Consider the following 23391-nt stretch of genomic DNA (forward strand, 5'->3'; position numbering starts at 1 on the left):
CGTTCATGCTAATTTTGAACTTAAGCGTTTATTGCGTTTTTTGATCCTGTGCCTTGGCCCATTGGATAAAGATAACCACAGGATATGGCGACATAAATACCAACCCCAAGCCTATCAGCGAGGCAATAATCAACATTCCGCTGACCTCAAGCGCCATAGTAGTCAACATATAAACCCCAACACCGACAAGCAGCATTAACACTCCGATCCAATGTAACAACTTTAGAAGGCCTATCACTGAGTTAGCATTGGATATCACCCTTCTCCCCCTTTTTAATCCGCGTTATTCTTGTCACACTATAAAGGCTTTATAGACTAATGGAAAAATGACCATGATTAAGAAAACTCTCGTAGCTGCTGCACTGCTATTTGGTCTGGCTGCCTGCCAAACCACCCCGGATACCCAAGGTCAGTTTCTGCCACTGGAAGGCAGCTGGCAAGTAGAAAGCATTATGGGACAACCGACTATAGATTACAGTCCCGCCCAGCTGGTTTTTACCAAGGACGGCAAATTGTCCGGTAACAACAGCTGCAATAACTTCTTCGGCACCTATTCCCAGGAAGGCCTGAAGTTAAAGCTCTCACCCGCCGGCAGTACAATGAAAGCTTGTGTCGATGCACTGATGGCCCAAGAACAACTGGTAATGCAGGCCATGCCTCAGGTGACCCAAGGTGAAATGAGCAATGGCAAGCTCTTGCTCAAGGGTGTTGACGGCCAGGTTCTGCTGCAACTCAGCAGCCTCTGATTTTTCCCTTCAGTCATAAAAAAAACCGCCTTCAGGCGGTTTTTTCATTTATGTAACTCATATCAATTACGACCATGCTCTATAGTGTCAACGGCATTCTGTTCAGCTATCAGAGCACTCTGCTGCATATCGGCATTGTAGTGTTCAATATCCAGTTCATTTTCCGACTTGGCAATCACTGTGGTAGCCACCAAGTCGCCGGAGACGTTAACCACAGTGCGGGCCATATCCAGAATACGGTCGATACCGGCAATAATCGCCACCCCTTCCAGCGGCAAACCTACTGTGGTCAGCACCAGCGTCAACATCACCAAACCGGCGCCGGGCACACCCGCAGTACCTATAGAAGCCAGCGTCGCAGTCAGAATAATGGTGATGTAGTCCACCCAGGTGAGGTCTATGCCAAAGGCCTGAGCCACAAACAGCGCGGTCACCCCTTGGTAGAGTGCGGTGCCATCCATGTTGATAGTGGTACCCAGCGGCAGCACAAAACTGGAAATCTTCTTGTTCACCCCCAGGTACTCACTGGCACACTTCATACTGGCCGGCAAGCTCCCCGCCGAGCTTGACGTGGTGAAGGCGACGGCCATCGCATTGCTTATCCCCTTAAAGAAATGCAATGGATTGAGACGGGCAAAGACACTCAAGACCAAGCTGTAGAAACCGACAATATGCAGGAAACAGCCGATATAAACGGCAACAATCACCTTAATGAGCGGCAACAACATCTCCATACCGTATTCACCAGCCACCCAAGCCATCAAGCCAAACACCCCGTAGGGCGCCAGACTCATCACCATATCGGTCAGCTTGTACATAGCTTCTGCCAGACTCTCGAATACCCGAATCGCAGGCTTGCCATGTTCCCCTATCAACACCAGGGCGATCCCCAGTGCCACGGCGAATACGATCACCTGCAGTATCTGCCCTTCGGCCAAAGCCGATACTGGATTGGTAGGCACTATGTTGATCAGGGTTTCCATCAAAGAGGGAGCCTGGGCAACCTTTTCGGTACCGATTTCAGGTGTCATGCTCAAGCCGGATCCCGGACGTATGACAGAACCGACAATCAACCCCAAACTGATGGCAATGGAAGTGGTACCCAGATAGAAAGCAAAGGATTTAAAACCTATCCGCCCCATCTTGGCGGTATCCTGCATTGAGGTCACCCCCACTATCAGCGAGCAGAACACCAATGGCACTATCAGCATCTTGATAGTGTTGACGAACAAAGTCCCTATCGGCTTGAGATAGATGGCGTCTTTACCCAGCATCAGTCCTGTACTCATCCCCAGAACCATACCTATCAGTATCTTCAGCCACAAAGGCAGCCCCGACCAGCGTGACCACAGACGGCCGATGCGTGAAGGTTCGTGTTTTGACATGTGTAAACCTTGATATTTGAAAAAGAGAGGGGCCATTTCCTTGGCAGATGGCCAAGATCAGACATCAAGGCCGGTGCGCGAGTTTAGCACAATGCCCCTGTCGCAAGGATGATCTGTATCACGCTGCCCGGCTCCTGGGTGGAGTTACCATGAGCTGAGGCTGGATAATCCGGGTAAAACTTGAAGTGACACTTTTGATCCAGTCCCCTTTGCGCCTACACCTAACTGCTGATAAATTGTGCCCCGCACACGCAAATCCTACGGGCGCAAAAGCAAACAGAACTCAAAGGAATAATTATGCTTATAAGAAAAGGTACCCCAAGAGACGCCGAGGCCCTGGTGGCCTTCAACCAGGCGATGGCACAGGAAACCGAAGGACTGTCACTGAACAGCGACACCCTGAGCCGCGGCGTCAGCACTCTATTGGAAAACCCCGCCAAAGGTTTTTATCTGGTGGCGGAGATAGATGGAGGGATTGCAGGCTCCTTGATGGTTACCTATGAATGGAGCGACTGGCGCGCCGCCGACTACTTCTGGATCCAGAGTGTCTATATCAAACCTGAACACAGACGCAAAGGCATATATCGCGCCCTGTATCAGGAGGTCAAGGCACTGGCAGAGCACCAAGGCGGCGCCGCAAGCTTCAGGCTCTATGTGGAGCAGGAAAACACCCGCGCCCAGCAAACATACCAATCACTGGGCATGAGTCAGAGCCACTACTTGATGTATGAAGAAAAGCCCGCCTGAGTTCAGGCGCAGATACTGGTGACCTTAATAGCCAGGCCACCCTGGCTGGTTTCCCGGTACTTGGCGCTCATATCCTTGCCGGTTTCATACATGGTGGCTATCACCTTATCCAGGCTGACTCTGGGCTCACAGTTCCTGCGCAGTGCCATTCGGGCCGAGTTAACCGCCTTCACGGCGGCAATGGCGTTACGCTCAATACAGGGCACCTGAACCTGCCCGGCGACAGGATCGCAAGTAAGTCCCAGATTGTGCTCCATGCCGATTTCGGCCGCCATACACACCTGGGCCGGGCTGGCCCCCATCAGCTCGGCCAAACCGGCCGCCGCCATGGAGCAGGCAACCCCGACCTCCCCCTGACACCCTACTTCGGCGCCCGAGATAGAGGCATTGCGTTTGTAAAGTCCACCTATGGCCGCGGCCGTGAGCAAAAAGCGACTGTACTCTTTCTGCCCCAAAGGACGAATAAATTTGTCGAAGTAAGCCATCACGGCTGGAATAATCCCGGCGGCGCCATTGGTCGGCGAAGTCACTACCCGGCCACCGGCCGCATTTTCTTCACTGACCGCCAGGGCAAACAGGTTCACCCAATCGACTATGACCATAGGATCGCTGGAAAGGCGCTCCCCGGTTTGCAATTGCCGCAACAGTGCCGGTGCCCGCCTTGGCACTCTCAATGGCCCGGCCAGAATCCCTTCGGTATGACATCCCTTGTCGATGGCTTGCTTCATTGTGTGCCAGATATTGCCAAGACCACGGTAGATGCGCTCCTCCGGAGCCAACGCCTTTTCATTGGCCAGCATCAAGGCACTGATACTCATGCCATGTTCACGGCACAGCGCCAGCAACTCTTCGGCATTGGTAAAGGGATAAGGTAAGCTCCGCTCACTTACAACTTGTTTGCCAAAGTCGGCCTCTTCCACCACAAAACCACCGCCGATGGAATAGTAGGTCTTGCTGCTCAATACCAGCTCACCGGCCCAGGCGGTGAGCCGCATGGCATTTTCATGCAGCGGCAGGGCCTCACTGTGAAACTTTACGGCATCGGCCGGAAAGGCCACCTTGTGCCCGTGTCCGAGCACGAGTTCACCACAGGCCTGCACCTGTTGGATAAATGTCGGAATCGCATCTATGTCCACAGTCTCCGGACTATTGCCCGCCAACCCCATGATGATGGCGATATCTGTATGGTGGCCCTTGCCGGTCAGCGACAGTGAACCATAGACATCGACACTTACCCGGGTCAGGCGACTCAAACGTCCGTCAAGATGCAGCTGCTCGACAAAATCCCGCGCCGCCTTCATAGGGCCTACGGTATGGGAACTGGAAGGACCCACACCTATCTTGAAAATATCAAAGGTACTGAACATGCTCCCCCCAGTAACTTAGCCTTGGAAGAAGGAGTAAAAAATGGCGGTCATGGACATCAAACCGGCCACTATCACAAAGATGTTGCTCAAGCGACCGCGATAGGCCTTGAGTGCCGGTACTTTGTAAACGGCATACATAGGCATCAGATAGAGAATGGCCGCAATCACTGGGCCGCCCAGAGCTTCAATCATCGTCAGGATACTGGGATTGGCAATCGCCGCGCCCCAAACGGTCAGGAACATAAACAGCTGAATACCGCGATTCAGCCCCTTGTCGCTGCAACGCTCTCGAACAAACGGCAACTGTTTGGAGGCAATTCCCTTCAATCCTTCAGTGGCTCCCAGATAGTGGCCGAAGAAAGAGGATACTATGGCCACAAACGCAACAACCGGCCCCACATAACTGATAAATGCACTGTCATGGATATTGGCCAGGTAAGACAAAATCGGCAGGTTGGATGCCTTGGCTTGTGCCAGTTGTGCCGGACTCATGGCCAGAACACAGGAAAACACAAACAACATCACAAACCCCAGCAGCATCATGGCGGTATTACGCAAGATCATATCGGCCTTCTTGGCCGCATTGGCGCCATGTTCCCGCTTTAGCGATACCGCAAACTGGGAAATAGCCGGAGAATGGTTAAAAGAGAAGATCAACACAGGGATGGTGACCCAAACAATACCGAGAAACTCTCCGGCCGATGGAACCTGCATCAAAGCATCCATCTTCCAATCGGGAATGAGATAGAGCGACATAAACAGCAAGATGCCGACCAGAGGATAGACCAGGAACTGGGTCACTTTGAGCATCAACCGCTCACCGGCTACCATCACAGCCATCATACCGGCAATCAAAGCCCCGGACAGTAGCCAACGCGGTAAAGATGCCATCCCCAATTGATGCACCATAAAACTGTCAACCGTATTGGTGATACTCACGCCATAGATCAACACTATCGGATAGATGGCCAAAAAATAGAGCCAGGTAATGGCGCGACCGGCACCAACACCGAAGTACTCCTCGACCACTTGAGTGATATCACTGCCTTCAATCTTCGAGGCACAGACAAAGCGAGACAAGCCCCGGTGAGACAGATAGGTCATGGGACCTATCAAGATGGTCAGCAACAACAGCGGCCAAAAACCACCGAGACCGGCATTCATAGGCAAAAACAGGATCCCGGCACCCACTGCAGTGCCAAACAGACTCAACATCCAAGTAGTGTCCTGGGCCGTCCAGGATAGTGAGCCAGACACTTGTCCCTTTTCCGGGGCCGTGGGGGTCAGTACAGCGTCTTGAACCTGCGTACCTGTGATCTCTTGTTGCATAAGGATTACCTTAACTTCGGCTGAAATTGGCGGCAAGCATAGCCAATCGCCCGGCAAAGAAATTGATCTGAACCGCCATTCACGGCACTGAATTTGGGCTCTGAGTCATAACTGGGATCCAGATCTGCCTTTTGCTGTAATAAAATTTCAATTAGGCAACAAATTAATTCCACCCTGCAAAGCCGCGGAAACAAAGGTGCTACCTTGAATGCCAGCCGGTAAAGCATCAAGTTTGCGGAGAAAAAAGACAACAGAGATCACCAGCACGTTCGTGAGAAAAATATGACATAACTCAGCAAGGCCGAATTAAAACCCGACAGCGATCACCATCTAAATTGTAATTTTATTAACAAACCGGCAGCAGGCAAAAAAATGCCGCTCATCGAGATGAGCGGCATTGAAGCAGAATGAATAGTGCTTAACGCTCGAGCGTCAGTTCCATCTTGGATACGGTTGCCGCATCAATATCCGCTTCTTTGAACAGCAAGGGGCGGAAACGTTTCTCACTGGAGTAGAGCGCGGTCTGATCGGCAAATTCGGGACGCAGAATATTGCTGGTCTCTGAGTAGGTCAGTATCCCTCTCGCCTCCGGGCCCTCATCGGTAAAGCTCACCGCCATCATCCAACTGGAGCCATAACGAATCTGATAGCCTTTGGCGCTCAGACCTGAATCCAGCGCTTTACCGCTCAGTACATCGGTTGCCGGAGCGTAAGAGTGCTGTGGGATCAGAGTGTCGTCACCACTGGTTCTGGTGGAAAATACGTTGAAACCACCCTCGGCATGATGACTACCTGGCCAGGGCAAACGCACGCCACTGGCGCTGCCATCCGGCAATGAACGCTCGACAAACTGCACACTGCCAAGAGGCGCATCGACGGCAAAACCGGCCGCTTCCAGGTTGAGCGCGGCATGCGCCAGCGCGGTGAGCGCCGAACCGTCAGAACTCAGCCCTGTGGGAGTGGTCGCCGGCTGCAGATAATCAAAGCCTTGGGTCAACATGGTTTTGTCATTGAACAGATGGGCGAATTCCCGAAGCAAAGCGCCGCCTTTACTGTCGTTGTCCTGATGACCATTCCAGGCCTTGAGCGCCGCGCAGGCAGCGCTGATATCCTTGGCAAGGGTACCGACCATTACAGGTTCACTGCCCTTGGCTTCACACTGGGCAATCAGATCATCCAAAACCATTTCGGCCAGATAGCTGCGGTTGTTGAGCACTGCCGCCTCCAATTCATCCAGGTTGAACTTACCATCACTACCGGCGGCATCACCAAGCAGCTTGAGTCCCATGCGGGTTCTCATGCTCAGTTGACCACGCTCCGGGCCATACATGGGAGAAAAATACTCCAGCGGCTCGGCCGGGTTGGTAGACCAGAAGGAGTTATTGGAGTTTTGCACAAAATCTGTGCGTTCCAACTTGGGTGCCCGCTCGAAAGGCGTGGGGCCAGCGAAAGCGAACAGTGAGGTATTGCCCGGCAATATGGTAAAGCCCGCCTGCGCCTTGGCCGCCTTGATCTCAGGGGAAGTCTTCAGCAATACCACAGCCGCCTCGGATAATCCCGGCACGGTAGAGTCATCGATATAGAAGGCGTTGCCTTCCCTGTCGGCATACATGGTGTTATTGAAGATCATGCCGTCATAGTCTTTAAATGCCTGCACAAACTCCTGTTTGTTGGCAGCCATATTCATCGCCAGCCAGTGATCCACGGGATCCAGGGTCGCCATGTTGGCATCCTGCAACATAAAGGCCTGACCATCATCCCAGCCAAAAGGTGCCTGGGTCGCAGGCGCTTCGACTATAGGTCCTTTGGGAGTGGTATAGATATCTTTTTCGGCTACCAGCATACCCGCCGGACCGGCATTGACCAGCACCTGCACGGTTTCCTTGCTGATAGGCATAGGCTCACCGTCAAACAGATACTGCATCCGGTCGCCGGAAACCAGCTCCAGGTTATAGACCACAAAATGTTCGGCGGTGGAGAAGGTATGAGTCCAGGCGAGATCTTTGTTGAAACCAATATTGATTGGGCCCGGCATGCCGACCAGCGAGCCGCCCATCACATCCAGGTGTCCGGGAATGGTGGCATGGGACTGCCAGAATCTCAGGTTACCCGTATGCGGGAAGTGCGGGTTCCCCAGCACCATGCCCTTGCCGTTTTCTGTCTTGTCTTTGCCAAGGCCCCAACCGTTGGAGCCCAGTTCACCCGGGTTGGTCTCCGGGGTTGAAATATTGGCGGCTCTGGCAATCAGCTTGCTGTTGATGTCATTGACAAAAGCTGTCTGGGCGGCAGCGGCCGGAGCCGGGCCGACTATTCGCGGCAGATATTCATCACCATCACCCGGATTGGCGTAAAAGATCAGATCCAGGAAGTTGGCCGCCCCCGGTAACAGGGCGATTGAAAACAGGTAGGTCACCACATCTTCAGCTTCAATAGGCTTGACCCAGGGTTGCCCGGCACAGAAGGGCTCGGCCTGTTGCTTACCTTCGGCCACATCGCTCAAATACCGGTTGTAGCCGGCGACAAACCCGCTGATCAGTGCCCGGGAGTTTTCACTGAATTCTGGCCATTTGGCCTCGGCTTGAGCTCTGACCTTGAGCGCCTTGTAGGCAAAGTCGGAGATCAGGTTACCATTGTCTTCCCGGGCCGGGATCCCTGTGGTGAAGTCCAGGCTGGCATGGGGGCCGAAATACATGGAACGCTCTGAGTTGGCCTTAACAAAACCATCGGCCAGGATGCACAGATTGTCCTGCGCCTGCACATAGCCGTTACCGAATCCCAGGCTTTCCAAATTGTCAGCTTGAATATGAGGTACACCGAAACTGGTGCGACGCACGCTGACCGAGAGCTTACCATCCGGTGCAAATGCCTGCAGTGTGTTGTCGACCGGAGGCGGGTTATGATCATTATCGTCATCCGAACAGCCAACGAGTACCAGGGTGCCTGCCAGCCCCATGGCGTACATGAGTTTGTTGAATTTCATTATAATTATCTCTTTTTTAATGCCATTTATCCGACAAGGCCCAGCCCCTTGAACAATACAACTCCCCAAAGTCATGCGGGTTTGTCGTGGCGCCTATGTCGTGTCCCTCGGTGCACCTTGCGTTGTGATTTATGGCGCGTCACAATGACGCCCAATTCAAGGTCGCACCTCCGACCATTTAAACAATGATTCAAACACCCGTCTACATTAAAGATCTATCAAACAAACAAATATGAAACAAAAACAGTTACAGATAGTGGTGGGTTCTACCAACCCGGTGAAAATCAAAGCCGCCGAGAATGCGGTTCGCGCCCTGCATCCCGACGCCGAGATCCACTGCCAAGCCATGAAGGCGCCATCCGGTGTCGCGGAGCAACCCATGACAGATGCCGATACCCGCCAGGGAGCCATCAACAGGGTGGAATGGTGCAAGGCGAATGCAGATGCCGATTACTATCTGGCAATGGAAGGTGGGGTGGATGATTTCCCCCAGGGGCCAGCCACCTTTGCCTATGTGGTTATAGCCACCAAAGAACGCCTCTGCGTCGGCCGCAGTGCTCACCTGCCCCTGCCGCCCAAGGTTTATGCCGCGCTCAAGGCCGGTGAAGAACTGGGAGATGTGATGGATTCGCTGTTCAATACCGTCAATGTCAAACAGGCAGGTGGCGCCATAGGGCTCTTGACCCAGGGGCATGCTACTCGCGAGAGTATTTATCACTCGGCCTTGCTGCTCGCATCGGCGCCACTGCGTTACCCGGAGCTTTACTGATACCAGCAACCGCTGTTATTAATAACGGCGGTGTTGTTGACCGCCCCACTTCAATCTTTCCCAAGCGACCTGTGTAAATGCGGGACGATGACCAAACCCAGCTGTTGCAAATAGATACAGACTGAGCTAAGTTGAATTCAGAATTAGTTGCTTTACGCAACCATTTTATCATTTGCGAGGTAATTCCTTAGATGTCCCTCAGTACAAAACCGTTAAGTTTGGGCTCATCCAAGCCTGATGTTAAAGAGCCGAGCTCTCACCAGGAACCATCTCAGGATGAACTGGCCCAGGTCAGTCCTGTACTCAGACAACTGTCACGTCACTTGGTACGGCAACTGGGTATGTTGTCCGGCGCCTGTGGGCAACTGCCACTGACCCCGGTGCAGGCACACACACTGCTGGAGCTGGGACAGCAAGATCTCAGTATCAAGGAGCTGGGAAACCTGCTCAATATCGATAAATCCAATGCCAGTCGTGCCGTCAGTCATCTGGTCAAGAAACAACTCGTGCAAACCAAGGCTAATCCCAGGGACAATCGCTGTCTGCAGGTCAGCCTGACTCCGGCCGGGCATAGGATGCTGCAACAATTGGATAACCAACAGGATAACCAATTTGCTGACATTCTTGCCCAGCTGGCACCAAGCGAGGTGACCCAACTAGAAGCCAGCCTGCGCTGCTACAATAAGGCGATTACCAAGGCCAAGAGTCAACAAGGGGTAATAATCCGGCCACTGCAGGCGGCAGACGATGCCGAGTTAGCCGCCGTGATACGCGCAGTATCGGCCGAATATGGCCTGACACCCGATAAGGGTTATAGTGTAGCCGACCCGACCCTGGATCACCTGAGTCGCCAATATACTCAGCCAGGAAGCCAATATTGGATAATTGAAAAACAGCAGCAACTGCTCGGCGGTGCCGGTATCGCCCCCTTACCCGGCGAAGATGGCGTGTGTGAGTTGCAGAAAATGTACTTTATGCCCGCACTACGAGGCCTGGGGCTCTCCCGCCGTTTGGCACTGCAATGTCTCAGCTTTGCCCGCGAGCAGGGATATAAGGCCTGCTATCTGGAAACTACCCAACTGTTGCCACAAGCGCTTGGCCTCTACGCCAGCCTGGGCTTTACCACCTTACCCAAGCCCCTTGGCAATACCGGCCACAGCGCCTGCGAAATCCCTATGTTGTTGACACTTTAGCGGATTCAGCTGCCTAAGCGCTCTTTAATGGCCAGGGTAATAATGCTGGCGCCAAAACCATTGGCGTCGGCCCAGTCGACTATGGTCTTGCCGTCAGCTTCCACCACTTCCAATTCGGTTTTTGACAAGCGCTTGGCGATAAACTCGCCGGTATCTTCGGCGTTGCTGTGATAGGCAGTGCGCAGCAGGCTTTCGCCGTCACAGGAAAGTCCTGAATAGATATTACGCAGCTTCACTCGATTTTCTTTCAATTTCTTACGCAGGCGATTTTTGTCGTTGGACTTGACGTAATCACAGATACTGGCAGCCAACAGATCTTCGGCTTTAGCAGTTGAAGGGGATGACACTGAAGATACAGCAATCAGTGCAGCAATGGCCACGGGCAACAGACGCATCTGACACTCCTTTTTGTAATTGTTATTAAAGCCAAGAGTCCCCGGCAGACTTGTCTGCCGGGGACTCTTGGGCATAAGGATCGCTTCGTGGCCGGTGCCACTCACGTTTCAGGGTTCAAAAGTCTGCTCAAATTTAACATTTTCTAATCATATTAATAAAGCGAAAGCCCAATCCATTTACACCGCGACCACTTTCCTCGTAAACTTGCTGCCAGCTGCCATCGTTCCATTCAGGAAAGCGAGTGTCCCCTTCCACTTGCAAGTCTATCTCTGTCAGATACAGCCTATCGGCCTGAGGCAGGATTTCCCGGTAGAGCTGACCACCACCTATCACCACCAGTTCTTCGCAGTTTCCTGCCGCTTCCACAGCCTCTTTAAAGGAAGAAACCCGGGTCACACCTTCCGGTGCATAATCGCTCTGGCGGCTGATCACTATGTTGTGGCGTCCGGGCAGAGGACGACCTATAGATTCAAAGGTCTTACGTCCCATCACCACCGGCTTTCCCAGGGTCATCTGCTTAAAATGGCGCAGATCTTCCGGCAGGTGCCAGGGCATTTGGTTATCTTTGCCTATGACTCTGTCATGGGCCATGGCGGCAATCATGGCGATGCGCATATACGCTCCTTGTTATTATTGGATTAAATTACCGGGCGGGTACGGAAATACAGCAGGCTGGGCATGGCCAGACCGACAGATAAAGCCCCGAGAATGAACACGGTTTTCAGGCCATTGGTAACCACCTGCTCCCATAGCTCGGTACTGAGTTGTGACTGAGCGGTCAATTGCACCAAGGCAATCACAGTGTTGTAGGCATAGGAACCCGGGATCATAGGGATAATTGCCGCCACGGCATACAACAGCGGCGGTGCCAGATGACGCTTGGCAAAGGCGATGGTTACCATGCCTATGATGCCGGCAGCGGCAAAGGTGGCCCACTCTATCGGCAAGCCAAACTGCAACATCAAGGTCCGAGAGCTGTGGCCTATGGCCCCGGCCAGGGCACAATAAAGCAGATAACGCCTGGGAACATTAAACAGCATGGCAAAGCCCATGGCGGGAATCGCCGAGAAAAAGGCGTCATTCAGCAGTAACAACAGAGTGTCCATCACAGGAAGATACCCCCAAGCTGCATAGCGATGGTAATACCTATCACTGAGGAGACTGTCATCAGGGTCGCCTGTCCCCAGCGGGAGATCCCTACATTCATATGGCCTTTAACCATATCCGATATCGAGTTGATCATCGGAAAGCCGGGAACCAGCATCAGCACAGAGGCCGCCATCGTCAGCTCAGGGGTTTGGGTCACAGGATAGAGATACCCCAGTTGAGCCACCAAGCTGATGACAAAGGCGGTCACGGCAAAATTCACCAACACATTGAAGTGACGTTGCGCCATAGCCAGGCGCACAAACATGCCGATCACAGAGGCAAAGAAGGTGATAAAGCATGCGGCCAGATCGCCACCGAAAAGATGACAAAAACTGCCGCAGGAAAGACCTATCATTGGGATAAGCAGCCACTTGGGATAGGTTTTGGGTTGCAGTCTGGCAAGGCGTTTGCGGACTTCATTGGGGCCATAGAGGCCTTTTTCGGCCAGCAGGCAAATACGTTGCAGCTCGCACACCACTGTCATATTGATGCCGTGCTCGCGAATGCGCCGGGTAGTGGTAATACAACGACCGGAAACCAAGCTGGTGAGCACCAGTGAATTGGATGAGATGGATAGCTCGACACTGGCCAAGCCAAGTGCCCGGCCTAGACGCTGACTGATCTCTTCAACCAGTTCAGATTCAGCGCCGTAGGCCAGCAATAGCTGAGCAACCCGGACGACCTGCCGGGTGATATCGTTTTGGGTATCAGCGTACACAGGTGTTCAGGCTCGCTCAGATATTATCTTTGGTAAATAACCTCGACATCGTAATCATCGTCGTCGAAGTCATCGTCGAACTCATCATCATAGTCTTCGTTGAGGTCTTCCAGGCTATCCTGGTGGTAGTTATCCCACTTGAACTCGACATCGGCGTCAGGATCTTGCTGTTGCTCTTCCGCCGGTAGACTACTGATAAAGTCATAGAGCTTTTCAGCCAGTTCCTTGGTGCCTTCACGGGTATAAGCCGAGATGGTGTAAACATCCCCTTCCCAGCCCATCTCCTTGACTATGCTGTCGACTCTTTCCTGAAGCTCTTCTTCCAGCAGCAGATCTGTCTTGTTGAACACCAGCCAACGTGGCTTGGAAGCCAGCTTGGGCGAGTATTTCTCAAGCTCAGCGACAATCGCCTTGGCCGCTTCTGCAGGACTTGAACCATCAATAGGCTCAATATCCAGGATATGCAGCAATACACGACAACGCTCAAGGTGTTTGAGGAAGCGAATACCTAAACCGGCACCTTCGGCAGCACCTTCAATCAACCCTGGAATATCCGCCACCACAAAGCTCTGCCCTGGGCGAGGATTTACCACACCGAGATTAGGCACCAGGGTGGTAAAGGGATAATCGGCTACTTTCGGTGTCGCGCGGGAAACCGCCCGAATAAAGGTCGACTTACCGGCATTTGGCATGCCAAGCAAACCCACATCCGCCAGTAGCATCAGCTCAAGGCGCAAGCTGCGCACTTCACCGGGAGTCCCCAAGGTCTTTTGTCTGGGGGCGCGGTTAACACTGCTCTTGAAACGAGTATTGCCAAGACCGTGGAAACCACCTTTGGCCACCAACAGCTTCTGACCATGCTGGGTCAGATCACCGAGCACCTCATCGGTTTCTTCATCAACCGCCCGGGTTCCCACTGGCACCTTAAGCACCAAGTCCTGACCACCTTTACCGGTACAGTCGCGGCCTCGGCCGTTTTCACCGCGCTCAGCCATATGGAAACGCTCAAAACGGTAGTCAATCAGGGTGTTGAGGTTTTCATCCGCTTGCAGATAAACGCTGCCGCCGTCGCCACCATCGCCACCGTCTGGACCACCATCCGGCACGTACTTTTCACGTCTGAAGCTGACGCAGCCACTGCCACCATCTCCAGCTTCAACTCTGATCACTGCCTCATCGACAAACTTCATACATACTCCTGGCACCACGGAATGAGGCAATTATACTGCCTAACCCTGCAAGGCGCCAAAAAACAGAAACTATGGCTCTCGCCCAAAACAAAAGCCCCACCAATGGCGGGGCTCAAAGCAATTCTGGTTTGAAGATTAATCTTCGATGCTAACGAACTTACGGTTGTTAGGACCTTTAACTTCAAACTTAACTTTGCCGTCAGTCAGGGCAAACAGAGTATGGTCACGACCGATACCTACGTTAACACCTGCGTGGAACTTAGTACCACGTTGACGAACAATGATGTTACCAGCCAGAACTGATTCGCCGCCGAAGCGCTTTACACCAAGACGTTTGCTTTCTGAATCGCGGCCGTTACGAGTAGAACCGCCAGCTTTTTTGTGTGCCATGAGTCAGACTCCTATTAAGCGTTGATAGCAGTGATTTTAACTTCAGTGAACCACTGACGGTGGCCCATTTTCTTCTCGTGGTGCTTACGACGGTTGAACTTTTGGATAGTTACCTTTTCACCACGGCCATGACTAACAACTGTAGCCACAACTTTACCGCCTGCTACCAGAGGGGTACCCACCTGGACGTTTTCACCATCAGCGATCAGCAGAACTTGATCGAATTCGATAGTTTCACCAGTGGCAACTTCAATTTTTTCCAAACGAACAGTATGGCCTTCAGCAACACGGTGTTGCTTACCACCACTTTGAAAAACAGCGTACATAGCTATTTTACTCCGAAATTCTTAACACGCCGGCTCATCTCTATGAGGCTGGGTGCTACAAAAACTTTAATGACAATGGGCGCGGAGTTTACGCGAATAATCCCTTACAGGCAAGCCCTAATTGAAGCTCAAGAAAAAAAGACCGGATTAACTCGCACATTGCTCCCTCTGCTACTGTCTTGTTCATTAATTTTAGGTAAACTTCGGTCTATTACAATACTTAAGCTTATCGGGAGCTGCCGATTCGGCGTTCCTTCATACCTAGAGTCTACTATGGATTTAACTGCTATCCGTCAGCTGGCTGACGCCGACATGCAAGCCGTCAATCAACTGATCTACAAACAACTCGAATCTGATGTTGCCCTGATCAATCAATTGGGGTTCTACATCATCAACGGTGGCGGCAAACGTATGCGGCCGTTACTGTCGATTCTGGCAGCAAGATCACTCGACTATAGTGGTGAAGCACACCTGAAGCTGGCCGCTATCATAGAGTTTATTCATACCGCTTCACTGCTCCACGACGATGTGGTGGATGAATCCACTCTGCGCCGTGGACGGGAGACAGCCAATGCCCTGTTTGGCAACAGCGCCAGCGTGCTGGTCGGCGACTTTCTTTATACCCGCTCTTTCCAGATGATGACAGAGTTGGAGTCGATGAAGGTACTGCAGGTTCTGGCCAACACCACCAACGTACTGGCCGAGGGTGAAGTGCTGCAGTTGATGAACTGCAACGATCCGGATACCACTGAAGCCAGCTATATGCGGGTTATTTATTGCAAGACCGCCAAACTGTTTGAAGCTGCAACCCGTCTGGCCGGTGTGCTGGCCGGTTGCGACAGCGAAATGGAAACGGCGCTGGCCGACTACGGCAAATACCTGGGCACCGCCTTCCAGTTGACCGATGACCTACTGGACTACACAGCGGACGCCGAAGAACTGGGCAAGAACATAGGTGACGACCTCGCCGAAGGTAAACCCACTTTGCCGCTGATCTACGCCATCGCCCACGGTACAGAGCCACAGCGACAGATGATCCGCCAGGCGATTGAACAAGGTGATGGCACTGAACATATCGAAGAGATCATCAATGCACTCAACACCTGTGGCGCACTGGAATATACCCAGCAAAGGGCCTATGAAGAAGCCGATAAGGCCGTAGCGGCCCTTTCGGTACTGCCAGAGTCCGACTACAAGCTGGCGCTGGTAAGCCTGGCTAAAATCGCCGTAGCCCGCAGTCACTGATAGACTAAAGACGACGATTTAAAGTCCATCAGTTAAATTTGTCGTTTAGCCCAAGTAAAAAAAAGGAGCGCTCAAAGCGCTCCTTTTGATTTATGGTGTGTTGTTTATGGTGTGATTACTGCTCAAACACCAAGTTGTCGTCGCGATAGTCCACCTTGATCGGTTGACCTGGCAGTAACTCACCTCTAAGCAGCTTTTGCGCCAGTGGGTTTTCCACCTCTTGCTGCAGTGCCCGCTTCAGCGGCCTTGCGCCATACACAGGGTCGAACCCGGCTCTGGCAATAAAGCTCAGCGCGGCATCTGTGATCTCCAGCTCGAACTCTTTCTCCAGCAAACGTTGGCGCAGCGATTCGACCTGAATCGCGGCAATACTCTTGATATGCCCGCTCTCCAGCGGGTGGAATACCACGGTTTCATCGATCCGGTTGAGGAACTCGGGGCGGAAGTGGTGCTGCACCACATTCATCACCTGAGCCTTCATCTCATCGTAACTCTGGTGGCTGAACTGCTCCTGGATAATGTCGGAACCCAGGTTCGAGGTCATAATCACCACGGCGTTACGGAAGTCGACCGTACGCCCCTGACCATCGGTCAGGCGGCCATCATCCAGTACCTGCAGCAGTATGTTGAACACATCCGGGTGTGCCTTTTCCACCTCATCGAGCAAGATCACCGAGTAAGGACAGCGGCGCACCGCTTCGGTAAGGTAACCCCCTTCCTCATAACCCACATAGCCCGGAGGCGCCCCAACCAACCTGGAGACAGAGTGTTTCTCCATAAATTCGGACATATCTATCCGCACCATGGCGCTCTCTGTGTCGAACAGGAACTTGGCCAGCGACTTACACAGCTCGGTCTTACCTACCCCGGTCGGGCCAAGGAACAGGAAGGAGCCTATGGGCCGGTTAGGATCGGCCAGACCCGCGCGGCTACGACGAATGGCGTTGGCCACGGCATCGACCGCCTCATCCTGGCCTATCACCCGCTCATGCAATGCATCTTCCATATGCAGCAGTTTTTCCCGCTCACCTTCGAGCATCTTGGAAACCGGGATCCCGGTCGCCTTGGAAAGTACCTCGGCAATTTCAACATCCGTGACCTTGTTACGCAGCAAGGTCATATCCTGCATCTCGGCCTGAGACGCCAGATCCAGCTGTTTCTCCAGCTCTGGGATGCGGCCGTATTGCAGCTCTGACATCCGGGTCAAATCACCGGCGCGGCGTGCCACTTCCATATCCAGTCTGGCTTGCTCCAGATCAGCCTTGATATGCTGAGTGCCCGCCAGTGCGGCTTTTTCTGTGTGCCAAATTTCGTTGAGTTCAGCCGCTTTCTGCTCCACTTCCACCAGCTCGCTGCGCAGATGTTCAAGACGCTTACGACTGGCCTCATCGTTTTCCTTCGCCAACGCCTGCTCTTCCAGCTTAAGCTGAATGATACGGCGCTCGAGGCGATCCAGCGGCTCCGGCTTGGAGTCTATCTGCATCCGGATGCTGGAAGCGGCTTCGTCGATAAGGTCGATGGCCTTGTCCGGCAACTTACGATCAGACACATAACGGTGAGACATAGTCGCCGCCGCCACAATCGCCGGATCGGTAATTTCCACATGGTGATGCAGCTCGTAGCGCTCTTTCAGGCCACGCAAAATGGCGATGGTATCCTCGACGCTGGGCTCATCCACCAGGACTTTCTGGAAGCGCCGCTCCAGTGCCGCATCCTTTTCAATATACTGACGATACTCGTCCAAAGTTGTGGCACCGACGCAGTGTAGCTCACCGCGGGCCAGTGCCGGCTTGAGCATATTACCCGCATCCATGGCGCCATCGGATTTACCCGCACCCACCATAGTATGCAGCTCGTCGATAAAGAGGATCACCTGCCCCTCTTCCTGAGCCAGCTCGTTGAGCACAGCCTTGAGTCTTTCTTCAAACTCACCACGGTATTTGGCACCAGCTACCAAAGCACCGAGATCCAGCGACAATACCCGTTTGTTTTTGATGCCTTCGGGCACCTCGCCGTTGACGATACGCTGCGCCAGCCCCTCGACAATGGCGGTCTTACCCACACCGGGCTCACCAATAAGCACAGGGTTGTTCTTGCTGCGACGCTGCAACACCTGCACTGTGCGGCGAATTTCATCGTCACGGCCAATAACTGGATCCAGTTTGCCTTGCTCGGCACGCTCGGTCAGATCTATGGTGTATTTTTTTAGCGCCTGGCGCTGATCCTCAGCATTGGGATCGTCTACCTTCTGGCCGCCACGCACGGCTTCGATGGTTTTCTCCATCAGCTCTTTGGTCGCACCGGCCTGCTTGAGGCACTGTGCTAGGGTGTCATTACCTTCCAGTGCCGCCAGAATAAACAGCTCACTGGAGATATATTTGTCTTTGCGCTTCTGTGCCAGCTTGTCACACAGATTCAGCAAACGTATCAGCGCCTGGGATAACTGGACATCACCGCCAGTGCCTTCAACCTGAGGCAAGCGCTCCAGTTCCTGGCTTACCAGGGAACGCAGAGTGCTGACCTGAATACCGGCTTGGGTCAACAGCGGATGAATTGAACCGCCATCCTGATTTAACAAAGCCATCATCAGATGGACAGGTTCTATGAACTGATGGTCACGGCCAAGAGCCAGAGATTGGGCATCCGAGATAGCAAGCTGAAATTTATTGGTCATACGATCGAGTCGCATACAGCCTCCTGAAACTCTCAAAATAAGGTATTACTTTGTTAGCTTAAATATGAGGATGCTTTAACCAATTTCAAGTCAGACGAATCAAATAACCACTCAATCAGTGAGCCAAATCAGCGAGGCCATGCGGCCGGTACGGCCGTCGCGACGGTAGGAAAAATAATCTTTGTTGCTATAGGTACAGGCATCCAAGGCATATATCTGCCGGACACCCGCCTGCTGCAATCTGAGCCTGGCAAGCCCCTGCAGATCGCCGAGAAACTTATCTCCCTTAGCTACAAAGCAGTTGTCGGCCTTGGGGTCTTTATTGCAAAAAGCGGCGCGCACTTCACCGCCTACTTCGAAGGCCGTTTTGCCTATTGCCGGCCCAAGACAGGCGATAAGCTCAGAGCCGGGGCGAAAACGGGCAATTCCCGCCTCGATAACGCCATCACACAGGCCACGCCAGCCGGCGTGCAGCGCCGCCACCTGGGTGCCTGCACTGTCACACAGAAGTACGGGCAGACAGTCGGCGGTCATCACCACGGCCACATGCGCCTTGCTGTCGCTATAGCTGCCATCGGCAATCCTTTGGGCATCGCGCGCCAGGTCGACCACCTCTGTGCCATGGACCTGCTCCAGCCATGCCGGCTCGCTGGGCAGAGCCAGCCGCTTTGCCAGCAGAGCACGGTTGGCCTGCACAGATGCGGAAATGTCTCCCACATGCAGCCCCAGATTCAGACTGTCAAACGGCGGCAGGCTGACACCACCATGACGCTGGGTCATGGCGATTCTGACATTGGCCGGCAGCGGCCAGTGACAGCCGTACATGTTACAGATACTCCGGCGGATGCTCTTCGGTGTCTTTACGCAGCGCCTTGGTCAGCTCAACCATATCCTCGGGGATAGGTGCTTGCCAACTCATCAGCTCACAGGTGATGGGATGCACCAACTCCAATCGCACCGCATGCAACGCCTGGCGCTTGAAGTTTTTCAGCACTTCGAAAAAGGCTTCACTGGCGGCCTTGGGGGGTTTTGGACGACCGCCATAGACGGGATCGCCCACCAACACGTGCCCTATATGAGCCATATGCACCCGGATCTGGTGAGTCCGGCCACTTTCCAGCCTCAAGCGCAAGCGGGTGTGGGCACGGAATTTTTCCGCCACACGATAGTGAGTCACCGCCGGCTTACCGCTGTGGTGCACCGCCATATGAGTACGCTTGGTGGGGTGACGCCCGATAGGCTCATCCACTGTACCACCGGCTGTCATGGTGCCCAGCACTATGGCTTCATACTCACGGGTAATGTCGCGCGCCTGCAGCGCCGCCACCAGATGAGTCTGAGCCTCAACTGTCTTGGCCACCACCATCAGGCCTGTGGTGTCCTTATCGAGACGATGGACAATACCGGCCCTGGGCACATGTTCTATCTCGGGGCAATGATGCAGCAGGGCATTCATCAAAGTGCCGTCACTGTTACCGGCACCGGGATGCACCACTAAACCCGCCTGCTTGTTGATCACCAATATATGGTCATCTTCATAGACGATATTCAGATCGATAGCCTGAGCCTCAGCGTGCACCTCTTCTTCCAGAGTGGCGTGAACCTCTATCTCCTGAGATTCCAATACCTTCTCTCTGGGCTTGTTTACCACAGTACCATCAACGGATACTTTGCCATCGAGGATCCATTCCTTGATCCTGGTACGGGAGTAATCGGGGAACAACTCGGCCAAAGCCTGATCCAATCTCAGACCTGTTTGGGTTGCTGATATCTCGCTTTTTAGATTAATCTCTTGCGTCATAGGAACCGTCCCCAGTTAATGGGGTCAAAAACTGTGTACTTTCTGGTACACTCGGAATCGGCCATTTTATCGTGAAATGGAAAAATTCTTAACAACAACTTACTCAAGAATCGAATTCAAGTATGCATAATATTGCCAAAGGCGCTGCCATAGCCTTTTTTTCGCTGGCCATTGTGGCCTGTAGCAGCAAACCGGAAGACGACTTAATTAGCAGCAAGCTGTCTCCGGACGTTCTCTACTCCCAGGCCCGCACCTCTATGGAGCTGGGTAACTATACCAAGGCTGTGCGTTCACTGGAGGCATTGGATTCCCGCTTCCCCTTTGGCCCACACAAGACTCAGGTTCAGCTGGATCTGATTTATGCCTACTATAAGTTGGATGACACCCCATCGGCAGTCGCCAACATCGACAGATTTATCCGCCTCAACCCCACTCACCCGGATATAGACTATGTCTACTATATGCGTGGACTGGTGAATATGCAGGCCGACAACTATCTGTTTCATGACATGCTCAATATAGACAGAAGCGACAGGGATCCTCAATTTGCCCTCGATGCCTTCAAGGACTTCGAGCGCCTGCTCAAGACCTATCCCAACAGCAAGTATGCGGCCGACGCCCAGAAGAGAATGCAGCACCTGAAAAATCGTCTGGCGCTGTATTCGGTTAAAGTGGCCGAATACTATCTGAAGATGAATGCCTGGAGCGCTGCCGCCATCAGGGCTCAGTCGGTGATGGAAACCTATCCCGGCACCCCATCGATAGAGCGCGCGCTCGAGATCATGGCCACCGCCTATGGTGAGCTGGGTCAGGAACAGTTAAAACAGCATGTACTTACAGTCATGCGTGCCAACTATCCGGGGAACGACCTCCTCAAGAATTAATCCCTTAACGCCCCACTTTACCGTGGGGCGTTTTGTTTCCAGAAGAAGATAAAACCAGCCTGCCCTTAAACCTCGAAATCCCGGCTTTACAGCCTGAATTTTCGATTGGGCTAATTTACCCCTAGCCCAGCAATGACGCGGCTTTCGTTCAAAAGCTAAGCAATATGCGCCTTTTCGAGTAAAACTTGCTCAAACACGCGTTATTTTGAAATATTTCTCAGAAAAGAGTTGACTCAAAACCGTAAAAGTCTTTTAATGCACGCCGTCGCCCGAATAGCTCAGTTGGTAGAGCAGCGGATTGAAAATCCGCGTGTCCCTGGTTCGATTCCGGGTTCGGGCACCACCTTCAACTTTAAGGTGCTCAGGCGACTGAGAAAATTGCAAGGCAGTACAGTGCAGGTGTGGTGGAATTGGTAGACACGCCAGCTTCAGGTGCTGGTGCCCTAACGGGCGTGGAAGTTCAAGTCTTCTCACCTGTACCACTTTGCAATAATAGTTAGCTGTACGTTAGACTCTCAATGTGCAGGTGTGGTGGAATTGGTAGACACGCCAGCTTCAGGTGCTGGTGCCCTCACGGGCGTGGAAGTTCAAGTCTTCTCACCTGTACCAATTAACACATGAAAGAGTCGAAATGAAAACAGTGCAGGTGTGGTGGAATTGGTAGACACGCCAGCTTCAGGTGCTGGTGCCCTCACGGGCGTGGAAGTTCAAGTCTTCTCACCTGTACCAATCATTTAAACCTCGCAATGCGAGGTTTTTTTGTGCCTCAAATTTGGTTCATCGCGGATCTCCGGGGAACGCCTCTCTGACTTTCAGAAAGAAGTATTCGGTATCCCGGTAGCCATAGCCCATTCGCTTCAGCAGTTTGATTTTGTTGTTCATCCCTTCCAGTCGGCAGGTGTACAACGGATGAACCGCTGAAGCAACTATGCCATGAAGATAGTTTTTAAGACGCTGGCCAAATTGGAGTAACGGCCTGATACCACTCTCTCTGACTTGTTGCCACCAAAGGTTCCATTGAGCCATGGCTTCGGCTTCATCTGTGCAGTACCACATCTCCTTGAGTTGCTCCCTGAGCAGGTAAACTGTCATTAAGCTTTTGTTCGACTCCAACAGCTCGTTGAGATAACCCGCCTGTTTGTCTGTCAAATTATCTCTGTTTTTGAGTAAGACCCAGCGCCCCCGTTTCACCCGTTTGCGGGCTGGTTTGTCGTGCTTGAGTTGATTAGCCTGGTCAACCCTGACTCGGTCGATGACTTCACGGCCATACTTGGCAACAACATGGAACAAGTCGTAGATCACTTTGGCTTGGGGACAGTGCATCTGTACCTCCAGGTCAAAGGCAGTATTCATATCCATAGCAACGGCTTCAATCTGTTGGCAGTACTGACCCAACTTAACGAAAAACGGCCGGATAGCTTCTCTACTGCGGCCTTCACCTATCCAAAGGACTTGATGAGTATCTGCATCGGCCACCACGGTGGCGTAACGATGGCCTTTGAACAGGGCAAACTCGTCCATGACCAGGCGTTTGACACGACTCCAATCAGGCTCTGTGACCTCCCTTGCCAGCCGACGTTTGTCGATAGTCTTGATGGTATGCCAGTGCAGGCCAAGGAGTTGCGAAATATGTTTAATCGGCAAGAGCTTGAGTAGCGCCTCGACATGCTCAATGAGCCGTGTGGTCTGGCGAGCATAGGGCTTTAACCAGCTGATATGTTCCCGAACGATACCGCAATCGGGGCAAAGAATACGGCGGACGGGTAGCCGTAACTGAACCTGAAACGCCAGTATGGTTCGTTCCGATACGCTGCGAAGTGAAGTGAAGCGTCGTGAACGGCCTTAGCCGGTTTGCCGCAAGCACAGTAGCCGTTATCAATCGGCTTTAGGTGGATGATGAGGGTTTGTTGATTTTGCTCGGTATGGACGGCTTCAAAGCCTTCCCAGAGCACAATGGGAAAAGTAATATTCGACATTGAGAACGGTTGGGGTTGGTTATTGTTTTGGTTTGGCGACTAAACAATAACTCTCCAACCGTTTTCATTTCCAGTCCACGCTAATCTGCGATGAACCTCAAATTTGCCCCTCTCTCGTCTCACGCG

General features: G+C 52.8%; 21 protein-coding genes, 4 tRNA genes and 1 pseudogene. 10 read left to right on the forward strand and 16 right to left on the reverse strand.

Annotated features, from left to right (window positions below; all coding sequences use genetic code 11):
• Window positions 1–28: 28 nt before the first annotated feature.
• Window positions 29–196, reverse strand: a complete 168-nt coding sequence (locus AYI96_RS10800) for a hypothetical protein (RefSeq protein WP_233962663.1) — start codon at window positions 194–196, stop codon at window positions 29–31.
• A 136-nt stretch (window positions 197–332) separates the two neighbouring features.
• Here AYI96_RS10800 and AYI96_RS10805 point away from each other — a divergent pair, with 136 nt between their 5' ends.
• Window positions 333–746 (forward strand): META domain-containing protein, encoded by a 414-nt coding sequence (locus tag AYI96_RS10805; RefSeq protein WP_039033061.1) that lies wholly within the window; start codon window positions 333–335, stop codon window positions 744–746.
• A gap of 62 nt (window positions 747–808) precedes the next feature.
• On the opposite strand, the gene AYI96_RS10810 is transcribed toward AYI96_RS10805, so the two are convergent.
• On the reverse strand, window positions 809–2131 hold the full coding sequence (locus AYI96_RS10810) for a dicarboxylate/amino acid:cation symporter (protein ID WP_039033182.1): 1323 nt from the start codon (window positions 2129–2131) through the stop codon (window positions 809–811).
• A gap of 297 nt (window positions 2132–2428) precedes the next feature.
• Between AYI96_RS10810 and AYI96_RS10815 the strand changes: the two genes are divergently transcribed.
• On the forward strand, window positions 2429–2878 hold the full coding sequence (locus AYI96_RS10815; RefSeq protein ID WP_144361594.1) for a GNAT family N-acetyltransferase: 450 nt from the start codon (window positions 2429–2431) through the stop codon (window positions 2876–2878).
• 2 nt (window positions 2879–2880) lie between these two features.
• On the opposite strand, the gene AYI96_RS10820 is transcribed toward AYI96_RS10815, so the two are convergent.
• The 3 genes from AYI96_RS10820 to AYI96_RS10830 form a co-directional block, all read right to left on the reverse strand.
• Window positions 2881–4245, reverse strand: a complete 1365-nt coding sequence (locus AYI96_RS10820; protein WP_144361595.1) for an L-serine ammonia-lyase — start codon at window positions 4243–4245, stop codon at window positions 2881–2883.
• 15 nt (window positions 4246–4260) lie between these two features.
• Window positions 4261–5574, reverse strand: coding sequence for an aromatic amino acid transport family protein (locus tag AYI96_RS10825; protein ID WP_071475762.1), 1314 nt, complete (start codon window positions 5572–5574; stop codon window positions 4261–4263).
• 418 nt (window positions 5575–5992) lie between these two features.
• Window positions 5993–8554, reverse strand: coding sequence for an acylase (locus tag AYI96_RS10830; RefSeq protein ID WP_144361596.1), 2562 nt, complete (start codon window positions 8552–8554; stop codon window positions 5993–5995).
• A gap of 232 nt (window positions 8555–8786) precedes the next feature.
• Between AYI96_RS10830 and yjjX the strand changes: the two genes are divergently transcribed.
• Together yjjX and AYI96_RS10840 are read left to right on the forward strand one after the other, a co-directional pair.
• Window positions 8787–9323: an inosine/xanthosine triphosphatase gene (gene yjjX, locus AYI96_RS10835; RefSeq protein WP_144361597.1), complete on the forward strand. Its 537-nt coding sequence runs from the start codon at window positions 8787–8789 to the stop codon at window positions 9321–9323.
• A 191-nt stretch (window positions 9324–9514) separates the two neighbouring features.
• Window positions 9515–10516 carry a bifunctional helix-turn-helix transcriptional regulator/GNAT family N-acetyltransferase gene (locus AYI96_RS10840; protein WP_083399750.1) on the forward strand — a complete coding sequence of 334 codons (1002 nt, stop codon included), beginning with the start codon at window positions 9515–9517 and terminating at the stop codon, window positions 10514–10516.
• A gap of 5 nt (window positions 10517–10521) precedes the next feature.
• Here the strand turns inward: AYI96_RS10840 and AYI96_RS10845 are convergent, their stop codons facing one another.
• The 7 genes from AYI96_RS10845 to rplU form a co-directional block, all read right to left on the reverse strand.
• The gene (locus AYI96_RS10845; protein ID WP_039033055.1) at window positions 10522–10911 is read right to left on the reverse strand and encodes a DUF3718 domain-containing protein; all 390 of its coding nucleotides are present in this window, start codon (window positions 10909–10911) and stop codon (window positions 10522–10524) included.
• 133 nt (window positions 10912–11044) lie between these two features.
• Window positions 11045–11527 (reverse strand): type 3 dihydrofolate reductase, encoded by a 483-nt coding sequence (gene folA, locus AYI96_RS10850; RefSeq protein WP_101095503.1) that lies wholly within the window; start codon window positions 11525–11527, stop codon window positions 11045–11047.
• Between the two features lie 23 nt (window positions 11528–11550).
• A complete protein-coding gene (locus tag AYI96_RS10855) occupies window positions 11551–12018 on the reverse strand; it encodes a threonine/serine exporter family protein (RefSeq protein WP_174840187.1) in 468 nt (155 codons plus the stop codon).
• Window positions 12018–12779 (reverse strand): threonine/serine exporter family protein, encoded by a 762-nt coding sequence (locus AYI96_RS10860; protein WP_144361598.1) that lies wholly within the window; start codon window positions 12777–12779, stop codon window positions 12018–12020. Before AYI96_RS10860 ends, AYI96_RS10855 begins: the two co-directional genes overlap by 1 nt.
• Before the next feature lie 23 nt (window positions 12780–12802).
• Window positions 12803–13969 carry an Obg family GTPase CgtA gene (gene cgtA / locus AYI96_RS10865; RefSeq protein ID WP_071475759.1) on the reverse strand — a complete coding sequence of 389 codons (1167 nt, stop codon included), beginning with the start codon at window positions 13967–13969 and terminating at the stop codon, window positions 12803–12805.
• 135 nt (window positions 13970–14104) lie between these two features.
• The gene (gene rpmA, locus AYI96_RS10870) at window positions 14105–14359 is read right to left on the reverse strand and encodes a 50S ribosomal protein L27 (RefSeq protein WP_011760936.1); all 255 of its coding nucleotides are present in this window, start codon (window positions 14357–14359) and stop codon (window positions 14105–14107) included.
• 14 nt (window positions 14360–14373) lie between these two features.
• Window positions 14374–14685: a 50S ribosomal protein L21 gene (rplU, locus tag AYI96_RS10875; RefSeq protein ID WP_025012063.1), complete on the reverse strand. Its 312-nt coding sequence runs from the start codon at window positions 14683–14685 to the stop codon at window positions 14374–14376.
• A 273-nt stretch (window positions 14686–14958) separates the two neighbouring features.
• On the opposite strand from rplU, the gene ispB reads away from it, so the two are divergent.
• The gene (gene ispB / locus AYI96_RS10880) at window positions 14959–15930 is read left to right on the forward strand and encodes an octaprenyl diphosphate synthase (protein WP_039033051.1); all 972 of its coding nucleotides are present in this window, start codon (window positions 14959–14961) and stop codon (window positions 15928–15930) included.
• A 115-nt stretch (window positions 15931–16045) separates the two neighbouring features.
• Here the strand turns inward: ispB and clpB are convergent, their stop codons facing one another.
• From clpB to rluD, 3 genes are all read right to left on the reverse strand, one after another.
• Window positions 16046–18619, reverse strand: coding sequence for an ATP-dependent chaperone ClpB (gene clpB, locus AYI96_RS10885; protein WP_144361599.1), 2574 nt, complete (start codon window positions 18617–18619; stop codon window positions 16046–16048).
• 96 nt (window positions 18620–18715) lie between these two features.
• Complete coding sequence (gene pgeF, locus AYI96_RS10890) at window positions 18716–19429, reverse strand: peptidoglycan editing factor PgeF (RefSeq protein WP_071475757.1); 714 nt, start codon at window positions 19427–19429, stop codon at window positions 18716–18718.
• Between the two features lies 1 nt (window position 19430).
• Window positions 19431–20405 (reverse strand): 23S rRNA pseudouridine(1911/1915/1917) synthase RluD, encoded by a 975-nt coding sequence (gene rluD / locus AYI96_RS10895; protein WP_039033048.1) that lies wholly within the window; start codon window positions 20403–20405, stop codon window positions 19431–19433.
• 122 nt (window positions 20406–20527) lie between these two features.
• Between rluD and AYI96_RS10900 the strand changes: the two genes are divergently transcribed.
• The 5 genes from AYI96_RS10900 to AYI96_RS10920 all read left to right on the forward strand — a co-directional run bounded on the left by AYI96_RS10900 (window position 20528) and on the right by AYI96_RS10920 (window position 22018).
• Window positions 20528–21289 (forward strand): outer membrane protein assembly factor BamD, encoded by a 762-nt coding sequence (locus tag AYI96_RS10900; protein ID WP_071475756.1) that lies wholly within the window; start codon window positions 20528–20530, stop codon window positions 21287–21289.
• Between the two features lie 267 nt (window positions 21290–21556).
• Window positions 21557–21632: transfer RNA gene (locus AYI96_RS10905), tRNA-Phe, on the forward strand.
• A 52-nt stretch (window positions 21633–21684) separates the two neighbouring features.
• Window positions 21685–21771, forward strand: a tRNA-Leu gene (locus AYI96_RS10910).
• Window positions 21772–21811: 40 nt separating this feature from the next.
• Window positions 21812–21898, forward strand: a tRNA-Leu gene (locus tag AYI96_RS10915).
• Window positions 21899–21931: 33 nt separating this feature from the next.
• Window positions 21932–22018 (forward strand) — tRNA-Leu (locus AYI96_RS10920).
• Window positions 22019–22066: 48 nt separating this feature from the next.
• On the opposite strand, the pseudogene AYI96_RS10925 reads toward AYI96_RS10920, so the two are convergent.
• Window positions 22067–23265 (reverse strand): annotated as a pseudogene (locus tag AYI96_RS10925) (ISL3 family transposase).
• Window positions 23266–23391 lie beyond the last annotated feature (126 nt).

Origin of the sequence: Shewanella sp. MSW, assembly GCF_007636515.1 — a bacterium.
In the GTDB taxonomy this organism is placed as follows: domain Bacteria; phylum Pseudomonadota; class Gammaproteobacteria; order Enterobacterales; family Shewanellaceae; genus Shewanella; species Shewanella indica.